Genomic DNA, 16,126 nt, shown 5'->3' on the forward strand with positions numbered 1-16,126 from the left:
CGTTTCATTGCGGTATCTTCAGCTTCTGCCCCGGGAAGATCCAATGCCCCGGCTGCCGGATATTCCGTTTGCTGCGCTTAATCATGGCGGTTTTATTCGCGTTCCAGATTTTCCGCCACTCCGTGTGTTTTCCGTAAAACTTGCCGGCGATGTCCCAAAGCGTATCCCCTTTTTTGACGGTATATGTTTTGGGTGAAGCTTTGGACGGGCGCTTCGCTTTCGTTTTTTTCTTTTGTTTGATTTTTCTTGGCGAAGCGGTTTTATATTCTTTCAGTACGATATCAAAATTCCGGGCGCCGATTTCATTGTCACCTTCGCTGTAATTAAAGCTTTCAATGCTGCATGTGACATTGATTTTTGTCCCTGTAATCAAAAACTGAACGGGTTTTTTCGCTTTCATCCATGCTTCAATGGCTGAAATGGCTTTTTCCGGTGAAGGGATGCTTTGATATTCGGCAATCGGGCTGTACCGTTTCGGAAAAAAAGAAGAGAACGAAATTTCTTTCGCTCCCGGTTCTTCGATAAACGTCACCTCTCCAAGTCCGGTGACTTTCACGGAATCATTCTGCACGCTGTTTGCGATATCAATCGCTTCAGGGAGAACGGGAAGCCGGAGCTTGTCCTTCCCTTGAGACAGCCAAAATTCGTAAACAGATTTAGTCAAAAGCAACGGCCCCCTTTGCTCCGGTATAAATGTCTTTTTGCAGTTCATCAATCAGCGCCTGTTTGATTTTGGCGGCTAGGCTCTCGGCGTCCTGCCCGTTATGGAAATGCTGATCGCCGCTGAATTCGATTTTAATTTCTTTTGTTCCCGTTTTTTGAACGGTTTGGCCGCCGCCTTTAACGGCTGCGGAAACCGTGCCGGCTGAAAGCGCCGCCGGTTCCGTCCGGGACGGATCGGACACTTCCATGCCGAGCGCCTGAGCCGCTTTTTGCAGCAGATAACGGCCGCGGATGCCCCGCTCTTCAGGGATGATCCACTCCCGTTTGTTCCCTTCGCCGACACGGGCGATCTGCTCCTTGGTAATCAGACCCCCATTGGCATAACCGACGTAAGGGCCGCCATGAGCCATACTTTTAATCCCGGGGACATTGCTGATCGAGCCGTATCGGCTTTTAATATAGCCGATAGCGGCAGCGGCGTTGTGGATTGGATTTCTGATATCATTCATGCCCGGCGCTTTGTGATCTTCAAAGGTGCTCGGAATCGTCTGCATAAGCCCCTGTGACGGGTGTCCGGCTTTGGCGTTGCTGTCCCATAGATTAATGGAATTAGGGTTGCCGCCTGACTCATGCTGTGCGATCGTCATTAATCCCGGTAGCCAGCTGATCGGCGTATTGGTTGCTTTCATTGCGGCCAAAAGCCATTCTTTGACGCTTCCTCCCGCTGCACCCATGCCGGAAAAGGCTGCTGCAAGCGAGCCTGCCTGTTTTTCCGCATATTTTTTCACGTCAACTGAGCTGAGACCTTTGACGACGCCGACTGAAGCAAAGCGTCCGAGACTCATCATGACACGGGAAGGAGAGTGAATATCAAGCTCTTCCCTGAATGCGTCCTCGACTTTTTTGGCCATATCTTTGGCCGCCTGTTTGACTTCGCTTCCTTTTGCAGTCATCCCTGATACGAAGTGTCCGATCAGGCCTGACCCCCAGCCGTTCGCGGAATCTCTTGATTGAACAAACGGTTTATTGATATGTGTGCTTACGTATTGCGACGTTCCCGTATCTTTTGCATTCTGTCCGGCCGAATAACCTTTCACTGTGGCGGCGCCCCATGATGACGATTGATTAACCGCCGATTGATAAGGTGTTTTCACCTTTGTTTTTAAAAACGAATCGGTGCCCGTCGGCGATGTATTCTGACCTTTGGCATAGCCCGCAGCGACTTGCTTTCCGTAATCGGGCGAAGACGAAATAAGGGCGTTAAACGGCGTTCCGATGTTTTTCTCCTTCCAGCCGTCCATGTCCACCGCTTTATTGCTGATTCCGCTGTCAAAGCCTTCAGTAAACTGTTTGCCGAGTGATGAAGCCGTCCCCGCAAATCCGGAAGCATCCACAGACGCAGCGGCCGATACAGACGCCGAAGAAGAAACACCGCCCGCTCCCGCCGGCACAGCAGAAGATTGAGTTGAAGCCGCACCCATATCATCGACAACACGCATGCCGAGCTTAGACGCAGCTTGTGAAAGCAGCATCTTCCCCCGGCCGCGATTGTTGTCGACGGGGATGACAAATTCTTTACCGGCTTCACCGATCCAGGAAATGGTCGGCTTTGTAATGTAGCCGCCCGTGGCGTTTTTGTCCGTTTTTTTCTTTTTATCTCCGCCGCCTCCTGTGACAAAGTCCATTACGCCTGAAATCAATTTGCCGCCGGTTTTATCCCAAATCTTTTTCACCCAGTCGAATGCTGCAGAAAAAGCATCTGATATGGCTGTTCCCACTTTTACAAGAGGTTCTTTTATATGTTTCTCAAACCAGCCGCTTAACCCTTTCCATATATCCTTTACCGTATCTAAAGCAGTCGTGAAAGCGTCTGATATTCCTTTTCCGACTTTTTCCACCATGTTTTTCACCGGGTTCCAGACAATATCCATGAACCAGCCGGATACCGTACTGAAAACAGATTTAATTTTATCCCAAGCTCCTGTGATTTTACTCCAAATGGACGTCGCTACTCCGACGACAGCCGATTTTACGGGCTCCCAGACAGTGCTCATAAACCAGCCGGATACTGTGCTGAAGACACCTTGAATCGTCGTCCATGCATTCACGATATTTGACCAGATGCTTGTCGCCACTCCGACGACAGCCGTTGAAACCGGCGTCCATACATTCTCCATGAACCAGGATGACACCGTGCTGAAAATCTCTTGAATCGTCGTCCACGCATTCACGATATTTGACCAGATGCTTGTCGCCACTCCGGCGACAGCTGATGAAACCGGCGTCCATACATTTTCCATGAACCAGGATGAAACGCTTCCCCAAGTATCTTGTATTGTTGTCCAAGCACTTTGCGCCGCTTCGGAAATATCATTCCATGTGTCTTTCAAAGCCCCTGAATCAAAGGCCTCTCCCAAGCCGGAACCGCCTAAACTGCCGGCGATGCCGCCTACCGCGCCGCCGATTAATGTGCCCACTCCGGGAACAACGCTGCCGATTGCCGCTCCGGCCGCGGCTCCTGCAAGACCGCCGCCTGCTGAGCCGACCTTCTCTCCTGCATTATCTTTATTGATGCCGGCTAAATCAGTAAGTGATAACAATTCACCTATGCCGGGAATTCCTTTAGCGGCACCTTTTAACCCTTTCATACCGCCTTTCAGCGCCTTTGAATCTCCTAAGCCTTTCAAAAGCCCGCCGATGCCTTTACCTGCCCCTTTTGTTTTCGGCGTGTTTACGGATGCCTGTTTGCTTTCCTTTACGGAGGAACCTCTTTTCGAAGATTTATTCCGCCCTTCGACTTTACTGCTTTTGCCCCTCGTCACTCCGGTACAGCAGCAGCAGCCCCCCAAAGCCCCGCCGGTTTTTTTGGCTGACCTTCCTGAAGATTTCGGTGATGGTCCCGTGCGCTGCGGACCCTTTGTCAGCTCAGGACGCTTCGGGCTGTTGGTGCCGCCGGCAGAAAGGCTCCCCTTACTCTTTTCTTTTTTCGTGCCGCCTCCTAATAATCCGCCGATATTGAGTTTGCCTAATTTTTCAGCAATTCCTGAAAATATTTTTTCTATTAATTCCCCGGCTTTTTCGATGATTTTGTCCGGGCTGAATTTCTCAAATTTCTTGGCAATCTTGCTGACAATTTTATCAACAAATGCCTCGGCTTTTTCGATGATCGCATCAGGGCTGAACTTGCCGAACTTTTTATCAATGCCTCCGAACAGTGAGGAAGTAAACTGCTCCACTTTTTCCAGAATCTTATCCGGATTGAGAAAATCGAATTTCTCAGAAATTCGGTCAATCGTGTCATTTACAAATTGTTCGGCGCGGTCGATTAGCTTATCAGGACTGAATTTACCGACAACGTCGTCGACTTTCTTCATAAACGAATCAGTAAAATGATCCAGCTCTTTCAATATGGTCTCCGGACTGAATTTGCTGACAACGTCATCAACCTTTTTCATAAATGAATCAGTGAATTTATCCAGTTCTTTCAATATGGCTTCCGGACTGAATTTACTCACGACCCCGTCTACCTTTTTCGTAAACGAATCAGCGAATTTGTCCAGCTCTGCTAATATCGTTGCCGGGCTGAATTTGCTCGCGATTTCGTCCGCTTTTCCCATGAATGACGTCGTGAACTTGTCCAGCTCTGCTAATATCGTCTCCGGGCTGAATTTGCTCGCAATCTCGTCCGCTTTTCCCATGAATGAGGTCGTGAACTTATCCAGCTCTGCTAATATCGTCTCCGGGCTGAATTTGCTTGCAATCTCGTCCGCTTTTCCCATGAATGACGTCGTGAACTTGTCCAGTTCGGCTAATATCGTTGCCGGGCTGAATTTGCTTGCAATCTCGTCCACTTTTCCCATGAATGACGTCGTGAACTTGTCCAGCTCGGCTAATATCGTTGCCGGGCTGAATTTGCTTGCGATTTCATCCGCTTTCCCCATGAATGAGGTCGTGAACTTATCCAGCTCTGCTAATATTGTTGCCGGGCTGAATTTGCTCGCAATCTCGTCCGCTTTCCCCATGAATGAGGTTGTGAACTTGTCCAGCTCGGCTAATATCGTTGCCGGGCTGAATTTGCTCGCGATTTCATCCACTTTCCCCATGAATGAGGTCGTGAACTTATCCAGCTCTGCTAATATTGTCTCCGGGCTGAATTTGCTCGCGATTTCGTCCGCTTTCTTCATAAAGCTTGCAGCGAATTTATCCAGTTCCGCTATGATTGTTTCCGGATAAAATTTGGATGCGATATCATTGACTTTTTTCATGAAGGTGTCTGCAATGGAGTCAAGCATTGAAAAATCATTTTGCGGCGAAGCAGGAGCAGCAGATGCAGAAGCTTTTCCGACGTCCGGCATATTCTTTTGCATTGCAGCCAGCTGTGCTGTCACCTTTTCGTTTAACGATAATTGAATGACATTGTTTTTCCCCGTCAGCGAATCAATCCCCGCTGAAATTCGGCCGACTGTTTTCATGACGTGATCTATGACGCGTATAGTGACAGAGTACCCGTTCTTTAACGCAGATTGCATGTAGCGTTTGATACGTTCCATGGCAGGAGTCACTTCGTCTGACGCATACAGTGAAACGGTAAATCCTTTAAAACCGGCAGCCAGATCCCGCAATCTCTCAAATGCCGCTGTCGCGCTGTCTTTTGCTCCTATTTTAACGGTTAAAGACGCAGGCAGACCCGCTAATTGGGCTTGCACCTTTTGAATGACGGCACTGGCTCCGTCTTCAGCTGAAATAGAGATCATTTGTGCGCCCAGCTTTCTTTTCATAGAGCGCTGGATGCGGTCAATTGTTCTTAAAACAGATTTACTCTCTTTGCGTATATCAATTTCACTTTGGCGTTTTGTCATTTTCCTGTATTTCTCAAGCGCTCTGAAGCCATTTTGGATTTTCCTTATTTTCTTTGAAACCCGATCTTCCAATTCAAAACGGGCGGTCAGCTTTGCCATGATGTCGCTCCCCCTTTCTTCGCTTGTTTTTCAAGAATGTCCAGCTTGTAACCGATTAAACCGTACAACAGCGCCTTAAAATGTCTCGGTGCTTCATATAACTCTTTCAGTTCTGATGGAGAATAATGAAGCTCATGCATCGCGTAATAGAGATACACGGCTTCCTTATTCCCATCTTTTATCAGTTTTTTGCTTCTTGCTCCAGATCTTCTAATTCATCTTCAAAACCATTGATCTCAATCGCTTTATTCAGCCAATTTGCATACTCACCGCCGACTGAAAGAACGCGTTTTGCCACCTCGACCGGATCTGCCGTTTTGTAAGCGTCGCGGAGCTCCTTAGACCGGAAATCAGGGTAAATCGTAGATTCAACCGCGATCCGCGCATAGAAGCGCTGGCTGTCTAAGTCTTTTACGCGGCCTCTGCCCTTCACATTTTTATATGTCGTGCTTTCCTTCTCCAGTTCGTCAATGCGCTCAGTCGTAATGGCTTTAAAAATAAAAGGCACGATGTTCCCTTTTTTATCGACAAAACGCTTTGAAAGCGGAACCCGGATCTCCTCAGCCTCGACTGTTTTACCCGGCATAAAGAATGACAGATCATATACTTGTTCGTTTTTTTCGCTCATGATGAAAACTCCCTTACTCTTTTTTTATAAAAAAACAGGCCTGTAAAAGGCCTGTTTCACTCACAATGATTCTGATTAAAACGTTTCAGAAAGCTTTTCCGGCACATCGAAATCTTCAAAGGTAAACGGCACTTCTTCTTCGAGGGCTTCTGAGTCTACGTCCAGTCCGGCGATTTTTGCAGAATCAAAGTTGACGTCATACAGGGTGACGCGTTCTGTTCCGCGGCCTGATGATTTGTCGTCAAGAACGGCTTGCAGCGTAAAATACGGGTCGCTGCCTTTTTTGACGTAATCCATCATAAGGACGGCGAATTTGGATGTGACCTTATAGAATGTTGCCGTGCCTGTTCCGTTGGCGCCTGTTGTTTTATGTCCCGTCATGCGGCGGCCCATGATGTTTACTTCTGATTTGTTTTTTTCCACGTTTGCTTCAAAGGTTTTAATATGCGCCATCTCTTCTCCGTCGAGAAATAAACGGCCTTCTTTTCCTGAAATCGTGTTTTGCGCTTTTAATGCCATCTTAGTTTACCTCCACATTAAAGTAGAATTTTTCTGCCGCATCCACAGGCTGTACGGCGAGATCGATTAAAAAGCCGTCGCGGTCTTCATTCAGCCCGATTGTAATGTCTTTGTCTGAATCAAAGTTAGCGATGCCGCCCGCATCCTGGAGCGTTGTCAAATATTGAATAATCATCGTTTTAACGAATTGAAGGCCGTCATTTGTCGCAGGAAGATCGCTTCCGGTGCCTTTTTTCGATTTAATTAAGGCTTTCAGTTCACGTGTCAAATCGTTATTCACCGCATCAAGCACACGGACGATTTTGTTTTTCGCGAACTTTTTGTTTTTCTCTGCCGTAAATGTCACCAATGAGTTGATATCTTTTTCAACGCTGACTGACTTATCACGGGCATCATAAGAGAAAAGGAATTCACCTTTGGAAAGACGTTCGATCACTTCATCATGAGTCAGGCGGTGCAGCACATCGACGGCGCCTTCGTATTCAACGAATGTTAAGGATTGATTAAATGCGGCGCTGGCACTTGCGCCTGCCACCCAGGCGGTCGCATCTTCAGCTTTAATCTCAGTTCCGTCTTCCAGCAGCACACCTTCAGTCACATTGATAATGCCTTCATAATCCCCGCTGTAATGGGCGGTCACCCCTTGCACTTTCTGTCCCTGCCCATCGCGAAGGCGTTTAATGAATGCGGCAAATGTCGCTTTCAGCTGATCGTTTTCCGCGACAGGAAGAGCGATGACATCGAAATTCTCCGTTTCAGCCGCAGCTAAAAAATCCGTATAGTCTGAGTTGACCGGTGCTTTATCAGTTCCTCCCGCGAGACGGATGCCTGCCTGCGGGTTTAACGTTTCCCCGGATTCTTCCTCAGTGCCTGTCAGCGGGATGGAAGCCGACAGTTCGCCCGTTCCCGTAAATGTGACATAGCCGTTTGCTTTTAATTCTTCGGCTTTTTTCACCGTTTGTTTGTCAACTTCCGCTTCATCCATGTAAGTGGTCACATCGAAAGCGGTCTGATCAAGGACGTTTTCACTGATGCGGATGATGATGTCATTTCCTTTTGAACCCCCGTACAAAGCGGTTGCTTTAACACCTTGCGAAAGATCTGCACTCGCTCTGATTCCCTCTGTCAGACGGTACATCAAAACGGTTTTTGCTTTCTTTTTCGCCTCACGAAGCAGAATCAGTGACGGATCTTCAATACTGAGCCCCACTTTTTTATTCAAATCCTCAACGCTTGAAATGGAAACGAATGTTTTCGCTTCCCCCCAGCCGGATGCGACGGGAAGGGCGACAATCCCGCGTTCACCGATCGATACCCGCTCCTGGGCGGTTGTTTTAAAGTTAAAATAGATTCCGGCACGTTCTTTTTCTTTTCCTTGCGTAAATGTTCCGCCGTTCATTATTGCATGACCTCCTTGGTTAAAAATGCTTCAATGTAAGACTTGGCTTGCGCTTTTGTCATTTGTTTTTGCTTCACGCCGAATAAAGCCCCCTGGAGAATCTCGGGTTTTACGCCGAAAAGCCCCTTCGCGTGCTTTGTTAAATCCGCCGTGTCATAAAGAACCGCTCGTTCCGCCGTTGCGGCGTTTTTCTTTTTATATTGTTTCACTTTTGTTTCACCCCGCTGTTAATGTCCACATCCCGCAGTGCGGGAGATGTTTGTTTTTGATAGTAGTAGCGGCTCGTCCAGCGGATGGTGATCACTGCCTCGCCTTTGTCTCCGACTCTTGTTTCGATACGGCTGATGCGGACGAAATCACCGGTATCCTCCCCTGATTCCGTAAGCAGCGGAATCAGCTGTCTTGATTCTCTCACCGCATCGGCGATCCCGTCGGCTGCATAGAGGGCCTGCACCGAGTCGGCATGGAACAGCTTCACATTCAGACTGTATGTCTTCTTAAAGGTGGAGACTGTGTCATTCTCGTCAAAAGCATACGGGGGCGGGATGTAAAGTGACGGCACCTGAAATTGTTCAGGCAGTTCATTTTCATATACGGGCACGCCGCACTGCTGATACAAAAAAGCGGCGATTGAACCGGTCTCGCGATTCATCCGATATCTCCCCCCAACGTGTTAAGCCACTGATTGAAACGCTTGTCCAGCGATTCGGCGAAGAGTGTTTCATACAAAAGAAGGGCTTTGTCCCAAAACCCATTTCCGCTGATCCACTGTTTTTTGAGCGCCATTCCCGTTGAAGCTGACGGATCATAGATGAACCGGGAGCCTTGAAAATACCCGGGCACCCATCTGACATTTTCATCTGAGACGGTCCAATGTCCGTCATTTATGAATGAGGCATACTCTACATTGGTGCCGATTTCAAGGGTCAGTCCCCCGTTTTCAATGATCCATACGTGATCCTGCGCTCCTTTCCGGAAAGAAGACAGCAGGCTTTCTGTATCAATCCCGCCCGAATGAATAAGCTCCTCCCGTACCAAGTCGAGAAAATCCTCTCCTGACTGTTCCAGCCATTCGCCTGCCTGACGGGCAAATTCTCCGGATGATGCCTTTTGCAGCGACCGATTCCATTGTTCAAGGTTTTTTATGTTCATAGTCTGTCATCTCTCACAGCGATAACCTCCCAATGGTGCTGTCTTGCTTTCTTCGGCATTTCCAGAATATACGCCTGTCCTTCCCAAATGATTTTGTCATTGACACGCACAACGGCCTCTTTCGGAAAATGAACGAGAAACCGCTGATATACCTTATGATCAGGCTCAAGCTGAATAAGCTGCTGCTGTTTTTCAACAAACAGACACGGCACGTCTTCATAATCGGGCACTTCCGGATAAGAAAAGACAGGCTGGAGCTTTTCGGCGGGAATCCCGAAGCGTCCGGCCTTCGGAACTGACACCGTCTCATGATAAATATCGCATCTGTCAGTGAGCAGCCGTTCGTAGCTCATAAAGGTCTCACCTTTGCGTGTGCAGAAACCGGAGAATAACCCGGCGTGATATATTCACAGAGCAGATGGTGCACCGCCGGTTTTCTGATTCCGCCTTCACCTGCCACCGTATACGAGTAGTCGCCTATCTTTTCAGATTGATAGGCGGAAGCGGCTGCTTCATTCTGGTTGATCAGCGCAAAATATTGAGAAAGCTTTAATAACGCAAGCTTAATCTTTTCGGGAAGCGGTGAGTAAACAGGGTCAGTGAACGAATGCCCCGCCATTCTGGCCGCCTCCGCCTCCGCCTCCAGAATGTCCTGTATAAGAAGCGGCTCCGGCCTGTTTTTGACTTGATCATAAACTGAATATGAAACAACGTCAGACGGCTGAATTAACATAACTGCCACCCCCGTCTTATTCTTTAACGTTTACGATTTTGGCGCTTGCATCTTCTTCTTCAAATTTGCTGTCAAGTTTAGCCGTCAGTACGATAATAAATTTGCGGCTGCGAATATCTTTATCTACTTCGATTCGGATATTTCTTGAAAAACCGAGAATGATATTTTTCGGGTGAGTCAAAATGATGTCAGACGCATCGTACTGGGAATCACCTTCTCCGACTGAGTACGGCTGCAGATTGGACACTCCTTTGACCGGAACGCCGAATGCTGAAGACAAACCGCCCTGCACCGCAAGATCTCCCAGATTGGTCTGACGGTCAGCCACACGGTCTTTCCATTCAATCTCCATGCCTTGAGATGTGTAAAATCTGAATTCCTGAGGCAGTCGCAAATATTTTGCCGGAATGGCTTTTAAGCCTTTTTTAAATGTGGCTCTGGACAGCTCTTCCCCGTTTCCGTCAATGACGTGAGATACAGTCTGCTTACGGATTCCGTCAAGCTGTGCCAAGTACGGATCAGAAGAAGATGTATCGCCGTTTACGACAAGCTCCTCAATATCGACTGCCGCCCGCTCCGCCAAAATCTGCATGATCGTCTGCTGCAGGCCGTCTTTTTCAATATTGTTTTCAAGCGTGTCATAGGTGATATTAATTTCCGCAATGACTTCTTTCGTATTCAGCTGCACCGTACTTGTTGCCGGGACGGTCAGCTGATCGTCAGTTAAGGCTTTTCCTTCCTCAGCGGCACGCAGAATCCGCTGGCCGAAACCGATTTTTTCAAATTTCTGCGAGTCATTTTCCATTTGAATCACACGCGATTCGCTGAAAATGGTCGGCGTGTTCTGCACCATGCGGATAAATGCTGAAGCTTGTGCGGGGTTCATTAAACCGCCGCTTTTTAAAGCGGAAAGTGACATTTCCGCCTTTCTGATGATATCTTGATTTCTCACTCTACAGTTCCTCCTTCTGACTGGGCTTAAAGCAGTCCGCTCCAAATGGATTTTTTAACAGGCTCTTGGCCGCCCGTCTCTTCTTCCGGCTGCTTTGATGCGCCTCTTACTTTTTCAAGCGCTTCAATGCGTTTAATAATCGGCGCCAGCATGTCCTCAACAAGTGTTTTCAGCTTTTCTTCATCAGACGGCGCAGCCGCCCCGTCCTTGTCTTCCGTGTTGTTCTGGTCTAAACTGTCAAGCCGCTTTAAAAGCGGGTGCAGCGCGTGTTCAATCGATTCTCTTACGTCTTCTTTTCTCATCTTGTTCAAGTCCTCTCCCTTGCGGTTTCTTGATTTGCGGTCACGGTCGAGAAATTGCTTGACCGCGCCGAATAAGCCGGCTTGCTTTTCTGCCGGCTCTTCGTAAACGTCAGCGGTTCCCGCCATGCTGTAGCCCGTAATGATACCGGCTTTAATCTGATCCCATACTTCATCGGAAGCTTTGGTGACAAGCACCCAAGATCCTTTCCGGATCACAGCATTCCCGATTTCAAAGTCATCCGGGGCGACGTACGACTCCACCACCTCGCCGGTCCCGCCTTCAAAATTATGATTTGTATCGATGTTGCGGGCGTCCGCCAAAAAACCGTGAGCGGCCTTTTCAATCTCTTCAGCCGTCATATAATCGCCATGTGCATCGGGGACATCAGGCTCGTAAACGATGCCGTAAACAAGCTTCTGCTCATCCGATTCGTTTTTTGTAAACACCTGCACCTTTTTTTCAAATGACGGAAGGCCTCCGGCTGATTTTGTAAAAAAGAATTCCGTTTGGTTCGCCGCCTTATCGACATAGCTCACAAAACTGATGACGGCATTTCTCAATTCTCTCGGCACGAGATGTTTTCACCCCCTTTCAGGATTGCTCCTATTTCCCTTTCAGCACCGGCCGGCTGTAGTACTCTTCAGGCCATTCCTCAAGCGTCTTGCCGAGCACTCTTCCCGCCAGATCACGGAGGTCATTAGGAGAGACCGCGCCGGCGGAAATAAATGGCGTAAGCACCTTCGCAATTTCAAGCGGATCGCGAAAATCAGGCCCTTTTAATGTGAGCTGTACATCGTGGAGACCCAGTTCAGGCAAAAATAACGTGTTGAGCTTATTAATCAGCGTTTTCCGCTCCGGCTGAAACACCTGCTCCTCCGTTATTTTCCGTGCCGTATCGGCTGTGGCTTTGTTGTATTCCTGCGCCTCTCCCGTATAAAGCGGCGGGAGACGGAAAGCGGAACGGAGTTTATTTCTGCTTCTGTCGTCATATTCAAGAAACAGCGCATCATCCTGCAGAATTTCCGCAAGTGATTTAATTTCCACAGACACGGGCGTAATGTCTTCGCCTCCGTGAAGGTCTTTTTCCTTCGCAATGCCTTCCGCCTCAATCAGCAGAAATTTGTGGGCGTTTTCCACCCCTTCCAGGTCATTCATATAATCCTGAAGCTCTTTGTACGAGGTTTCTGACAGCATGCCGTTTTCAACCGTAATGGCGGCCGGCACGTGACGGCCCTGCTTGAAATACATAAAATTCAGTTCTTCCGCTTTCCGGGCGCCGTACAGATTGACGATATTGCCGACCCAGCGCGGAATGCCGTAAGTGCCGCTGCCGATTTTTAAGTGAATGGCTTCATTTGCCCGGTATTCTTCAGACAGGGTCTTTACGTATTCACCGGTTCTCATGTCCATCATGCGGGGATCGCCGTATTCCTTAAAAAACACTTTCCGTCGGTTCAGCATCTGAACATATTTACGGAACCGTTTTTGCCTTTTAATCGTTTTGGATGCGCCGTTTTCTTCATATGAAAATGTAACTTCAACGGGATCAGTCACACCGCAGACGCGCATATGTTTCACATCCAGATATTCAATCCCCGCCGGTTTTCCCGCGCCGTCCCGAAGCACTTCGAGAAAACCGTTGCCCGTTTTTTCGCGGTCTTCTATCGCATATCCGAGGACCGTCTCGGCCGATTCATCAAAATGAAGACATTTGTAAAAGCTCTCCAGCTTCATCCAGTTTTTTTCGGCCCGGGCCTTTTTAGACGGTGAGCAATCTGGGCTATTTACATCAAAGGTATATTCCACATCGAACCCAAAACCCGTAATATTGACCCGATACGCGTCAATGCACTGCTGAAGAATCGTCGAGTATTCGGCGATTGTTTTCAGTTCAATGAGATTATAGGGCGGTGAAATGATGTCTTCGCCGTACAGATCGGCAAATTGATCTTCGTTCATCTGCCTTGCCTGCGGCGCGGCCATTTTTGATTTAAAGACGGTGGCTCTAACGTTTTGATAGTTAGGCAACGCCTATCTCCTCCTTTCCCGATTCGGACGTCTCCGTTTTTGTGATGCATCTTTCAGATCCGCCGCGTCATAGTCATCCAGCGCATACCAAATGGCTGAAAGTGTGTGGGGATCAATTGAAAACTCATCTTCCGACAGAACGCCGTTTTTGTTTTTTGCGTACGTTAAGTTCTGCAATTCGCGGATCGTATTTTCACAGCTGTCTGAGCAATAGATATGTTTGAACCGTTTCAGCTTTTTTGTATACTGAAGTCTTGAGCCCGGAAACTTTTTGGCCGCGACCATGCAAAATCCCTGCCTGCGGAAATATTGGATGCTTTTCGGCTCAGCCGAATCCGCTTTGATCAGCTCTTTTTGATCCGCCAATTCTTGAAGCTCCTCAGCTGTCTGATCATCGGTCATTTTGTTTTTGTAATACTCCCAGAAAATATAAAGATCTTTATGATCCGGATCGACGGCTAGCCGGATGACCGCATTGTATGACTCTTCAAAACCGAAATCCATGCCGGTCCGAAACAGGGGGCGCCTGATGGAAGCAATCCGCTCCGTTACTTCGTTGTGCTCCATGACCTGAAACTGCGGAAACACGCGGATGCCGTTGACGCCGAACCGTCCTTTGCGGGCGATCCGGTACAAATCAGGATCGTAATGCCGTAAGCTGTCCAGCTGCTTAATATAGCTTTTCGGCAAAAACAGATTATCGCACGCTGTGGAATGGTGATAATACGTATCTCCCTTAACGACGGTGCCTTTTTCATACAGTGTCTGATCATCCAATACGAACCGTTTGTTTTGCTCATCACGAAAAAAATGCCGGTACGTCCAATTGGAGGTGCCGACGGGATTTGTGGTGCATATCATATGAAGCGAAAGCTCGGGATGGCGCAGACGCCCGATCAGCTCCTTAAAGCCTTCATATTTCACTTCAGAGCATTCTTCAATCCAAATCAGTGAAATATGATGAATGGATTTCAATTTGGCCGGGTTGTCCATCCCTTTAAACATAATCCGGCTTCCGTTTGAAAATCTCAGCTGCATCGGTGATGACACGGCCTTTACGGCATGTCCCAGCTCAAGCTCTTCGATAATGTCCTCAAACAAGGCAAAAGTAGAATCTCTGTGCGTATCGAAAACTTCCCGCACGACAAGCGCCGTCCGCTTTTCACGAAGCAGCTTCAAGATGATTTTCAGCGCGGTATGATAGCTTTTTGACGAGCCGTAGCCTCCGACGAGAAATTGGTACGTTTCATTCCAATTGAACAAATAATCTTCAAAGCGCGGGTTGACCGCTTTTTCAATCATGTCCGTTCCTCTTTCCGCGTAATGACAATGTCAATCGGCTTTTGGCTGTCTTCTGTTTTTTCCATCTTCTGCTGTGCCAGCTTTAATTTTTCATTTTCGATTTTTTGTTTAAATTGGTCAGGGAAAAGGTCAAAGTACAAGGACAGCTTTTCAAGAGCCTTCATCTTGTCGGCAAGCTTTATTGCAATGCCTTCTTTCCCTAGTTTTGCTTCCGTGACGATGGTTCCGTCCAGAAGGTGCGAATCTTTAACGTCAACGTAGCTGATCTCCTGCATAATCGGATTATCATTTTCGTCAAAGAGCGGCCCTGATTTTCCGAAGGCCTGAACCTCTTTTTTTCCGAAGGTTACATAATCGGTAATGTCGGCGAAAGCGATTTTCACATAGACTTGAAGAACGTCCATCGCTTCGACAAACACTTTATTAACCATTTCCTTTTTCATGCGGCTGATTTCTTTAGCGACTTTTTCGTTTTTTAACAGCCTGCTTCCCGTCACATGCGCGCTTTCCGGTGAATACCCGGCTTTTATCGCAGATTGGGTGGCGTTAAAGCTTTTCACATAATAAAGACAAAACAGCCGCTGGCGTTCGTTTAACTCATCACCTTCGCCCGGGTTGTTTTTTCCGCCGCTTTCCGCGTTCTTATTAAGCGCCTCGTCCCAGCGCCCTTCTTTTTTCCATCTGCCGATTGTTCTTGCGGATACGCCTGATTTGCCGGCAAGGGCGCGATTTGTGATGCGGCCTTTATGAGACTGATAGATTGTAAATGCCTGTTCTCTTTTTGCGTTTTTCATGCTACGGCATCACCGCCACCTCCGACATGATTGTCTATAATAAAAAGCGGCTTCTAATCGGGCCGCTTTTTGTGATCGTCTGTTCACTTCTAGGTGGCAAACGTATGACAACTTATGAAGCAGGCGATTGATTTCTTTGTTCCTGCTGTTTTTGAATTTTCAGAAGCGCCCGTTTGACCGTCGTTTGTACGGTTGATTTCTTTACATTCAGCAAGGCGGCGATCCGTTCATACGAAAAGCATTCCGCTTTGTGGAGCAGCAGCATTTCTTTTTCTCTATCCGTTAAAACGGCTAATGCGTCCCGCAGTCTGATTCTGTCTTCTTCAGTCACATTTGCGGACGGTTCAAACATCAGCGCCTGCGAATAGGTTTCTATGATTCTCGGATCTTTAATGAGCATTCTCTGATAAGCGTCTCTGCGGTCTATCGCTCTTCTTATGCCGGGCTGCCGGCCTTTTTCAAGCCATTCGATGACATATTCCAAATCTGTAATAATCGTTCTGATGATTTTTTTATCTTTCAGTTCTTCTGAAGTAAGCACCGTTTCATCGGCTTCCTCCAGCTGCTTGTACCACTTTTTCGTCTCTTTCAGCGTGCGTTTATAGTCAAATAGTAAGTCTTCCATGTAGATCCTCCTCTTTTTCGGAACAAAAAAGGACACCAATCAATGCGCAGCATGTGCGCGATTGATCAGT

General features: G+C 47.8%; 17 protein-coding genes. All 17 read right to left on the reverse strand.

The window, feature by feature from the left end; all coding sequences use genetic code 11:
- Positions 1-4: 4 nt before the first annotated feature.
- Entirely contained in the window at positions 5-664 is a 660-nt protein-coding gene (locus AC2CGA_RS04650) for a LysM peptidoglycan-binding domain-containing protein (RefSeq protein WP_230639815.1), read from the reverse strand.
- A complete protein-coding gene (locus AC2CGA_RS04655; RefSeq protein ID WP_484480139.1) occupies positions 657-5,621 on the reverse strand; it encodes a transglycosylase SLT domain-containing protein in 4,965 nt (1,654 codons plus the stop codon). The genes AC2CGA_RS04650 and AC2CGA_RS04655 overlap by 8 nt, the downstream gene beginning before the upstream one ends.
- Positions 5,609-5,761, reverse strand: a complete 153-nt coding sequence (locus tag AC2CGA_RS04660; RefSeq protein WP_015239684.1) for a hypothetical protein — start codon at positions 5,759-5,761, stop codon at positions 5,609-5,611. The genes AC2CGA_RS04655 and AC2CGA_RS04660 overlap by 13 nt, the downstream gene beginning before the upstream one ends.
- 41 nt (positions 5,762-5,802) lie before the next feature.
- Entirely contained in the window at positions 5,803-6,249 is a 447-nt protein-coding gene (locus AC2CGA_RS04665) for a phage tail assembly chaperone (RefSeq protein WP_003154836.1), read from the reverse strand.
- A gap of 75 nt (positions 6,250-6,324) precedes the next feature.
- Positions 6,325-6,768 (reverse strand): phage tail tube protein, encoded by a 444-nt coding sequence (locus tag AC2CGA_RS04670; protein ID WP_003154837.1) that lies wholly within the window; start codon positions 6,766-6,768, stop codon positions 6,325-6,327.
- Position 6,769: 1 nt separating this feature from the next.
- The gene (locus AC2CGA_RS04675) at positions 6,770-8,167 is read right to left on the reverse strand and encodes a phage tail sheath family protein (RefSeq protein WP_003154838.1); all 1,398 of its coding nucleotides are present in this window, start codon (positions 8,165-8,167) and stop codon (positions 6,770-6,772) included.
- Positions 8,167-8,376 carry a YqzN/YkzM domain-containing protein gene (locus AC2CGA_RS04680; RefSeq protein WP_107994435.1) on the reverse strand — a complete coding sequence of 70 codons (210 nt, stop codon included), beginning with the start codon at positions 8,374-8,376 and terminating at the stop codon, positions 8,167-8,169. Before AC2CGA_RS04680 ends, AC2CGA_RS04675 begins: the two co-directional genes overlap by 1 nt.
- Entirely contained in the window at positions 8,373-8,819 is a 447-nt protein-coding gene (locus tag AC2CGA_RS04685; protein ID WP_014304848.1) for a hypothetical protein, read from the reverse strand. Before AC2CGA_RS04685 ends, AC2CGA_RS04680 begins: the two co-directional genes overlap by 4 nt.
- Positions 8,816-9,319 (reverse strand): HK97 gp10 family phage protein, encoded by a 504-nt coding sequence (locus tag AC2CGA_RS04690; RefSeq protein WP_043867016.1) that lies wholly within the window; start codon positions 9,317-9,319, stop codon positions 8,816-8,818. Before AC2CGA_RS04690 ends, AC2CGA_RS04685 begins: the two co-directional genes overlap by 4 nt.
- Complete coding sequence (locus AC2CGA_RS04695; RefSeq protein WP_003154844.1) at positions 9,316-9,672, reverse strand: DUF3599 family protein; 357 nt, start codon at positions 9,670-9,672, stop codon at positions 9,316-9,318. Before AC2CGA_RS04695 ends, AC2CGA_RS04690 begins: the two co-directional genes overlap by 4 nt.
- On the reverse strand, positions 9,669-10,052 hold the full coding sequence (gene yqbG / locus AC2CGA_RS04700) for a protein YqbG (RefSeq protein ID WP_182274942.1): 384 nt from the start codon (positions 10,050-10,052) through the stop codon (positions 9,669-9,671). The genes AC2CGA_RS04695 and yqbG overlap by 4 nt, the downstream gene beginning before the upstream one ends.
- Before the next feature lie 16 nt (positions 10,053-10,068).
- Positions 10,069-11,004: a phage major capsid protein gene (locus AC2CGA_RS04705; protein WP_007407274.1), complete on the reverse strand. Its 936-nt coding sequence runs from the start codon at positions 11,002-11,004 to the stop codon at positions 10,069-10,071.
- 26 nt (positions 11,005-11,030) lie between these two features.
- Entirely contained in the window at positions 11,031-11,879 is an 849-nt protein-coding gene (locus AC2CGA_RS04710) for an XkdF-like putative serine protease domain-containing protein (protein ID WP_014304846.1), read from the reverse strand.
- Between the two features lie 31 nt (positions 11,880-11,910).
- Entirely contained in the window at positions 11,911-13,290 is a 1,380-nt protein-coding gene (locus AC2CGA_RS04715) for a phage portal protein (protein WP_182275224.1), read from the reverse strand.
- Positions 13,291-13,338: 48 nt separating this feature from the next.
- Positions 13,339-14,637 carry a PBSX family phage terminase large subunit gene (locus AC2CGA_RS04720; RefSeq protein WP_046559511.1) on the reverse strand — a complete coding sequence of 433 codons (1,299 nt, stop codon included), beginning with the start codon at positions 14,635-14,637 and terminating at the stop codon, positions 13,339-13,341.
- Positions 14,634-15,431, reverse strand: a complete 798-nt coding sequence (locus tag AC2CGA_RS04725; RefSeq protein ID WP_003154855.1) for a terminase small subunit — start codon at positions 15,429-15,431, stop codon at positions 14,634-14,636. Before AC2CGA_RS04725 ends, AC2CGA_RS04720 begins: the two co-directional genes overlap by 4 nt.
- Positions 15,432-15,543: 112 nt before the next feature.
- Entirely contained in the window at positions 15,544-16,056 is a 513-nt protein-coding gene (locus AC2CGA_RS04730) for a sigma-70 family RNA polymerase sigma factor (RefSeq protein WP_044053122.1), read from the reverse strand.
- Between the last annotated feature and the right edge of the window lie 70 nt (positions 16,057-16,126).

The sequence above is a fragment of the Bacillus sp. SYZHCR11 genome, from assembly GCF_057196865.1.

Coding starts and splice junctions, on each gene's coding strand:
- AC2CGA_RS04695 (WP_003154844.1), bottom strand. CDS start 9,672: ATGAGCTACGAACGGCTGCTCACTGACAGATGCGATATTTATCATGAG.
- AC2CGA_RS04685 (WP_014304848.1), bottom strand. CDS start 8,819: ATGAATCGCGAGACCGGTTCAATCGCCGCTTTTTTGTATCAGCAGTGC.
- yqbG (WP_182274942.1), bottom strand. CDS start 10,052: ATGTTAATTCAGCCGTCTGACGTTGTTTCATATTCAGTTTATGATCAA.
- AC2CGA_RS04670 (WP_003154837.1), bottom strand. CDS start 6,768: ATGGCATTAAAAGCGCAAAACACGATTTCAGGAAAAGAAGGCCGTTTA.
- AC2CGA_RS04720 (WP_046559511.1), bottom strand. CDS start 14,637: ATGATTGAAAAAGCGGTCAACCCGCGCTTTGAAGATTATTTGTTCAAT.
- AC2CGA_RS04655 (WP_484480139.1), bottom strand. CDS start 5,621: ATGGCAAAGCTGACCGCCCGTTTTGAATTGGAAGATCGGGTTTCAAAG.
- AC2CGA_RS04690 (WP_043867016.1), bottom strand. CDS start 9,319: ATGAACATAAAAAACCTTGAACAATGGAATCGGTCGCTGCAAAAGGCA.
- AC2CGA_RS04730 (WP_044053122.1), bottom strand. CDS start 16,056: ATGGAAGACTTACTATTTGACTATAAACGCACGCTGAAAGAGACGAAA.
- AC2CGA_RS04665 (WP_003154836.1), bottom strand. CDS start 6,249: ATGAGCGAAAAAAACGAACAAGTATATGATCTGTCATTCTTTATGCCG.
- AC2CGA_RS04725 (WP_003154855.1), bottom strand. CDS start 15,431: ATGAAAAACGCAAAAAGAGAACAGGCATTTACAATCTATCAGTCTCAT.
- AC2CGA_RS04715 (WP_182275224.1), bottom strand. CDS start 13,290: ATGGCCGCGCCGCAGGCAAGGCAGATGAACGAAGATCAATTTGCCGAT.
- AC2CGA_RS04660 (WP_015239684.1), bottom strand. CDS start 5,761: ATGCATGAGCTTCATTATTCTCCATCAGAACTGAAAGAGTTATATGAA.
- AC2CGA_RS04675 (WP_003154838.1), bottom strand. CDS start 8,167: ATGAACGGCGGAACATTTACGCAAGGAAAAGAAAAAGAACGTGCCGGA.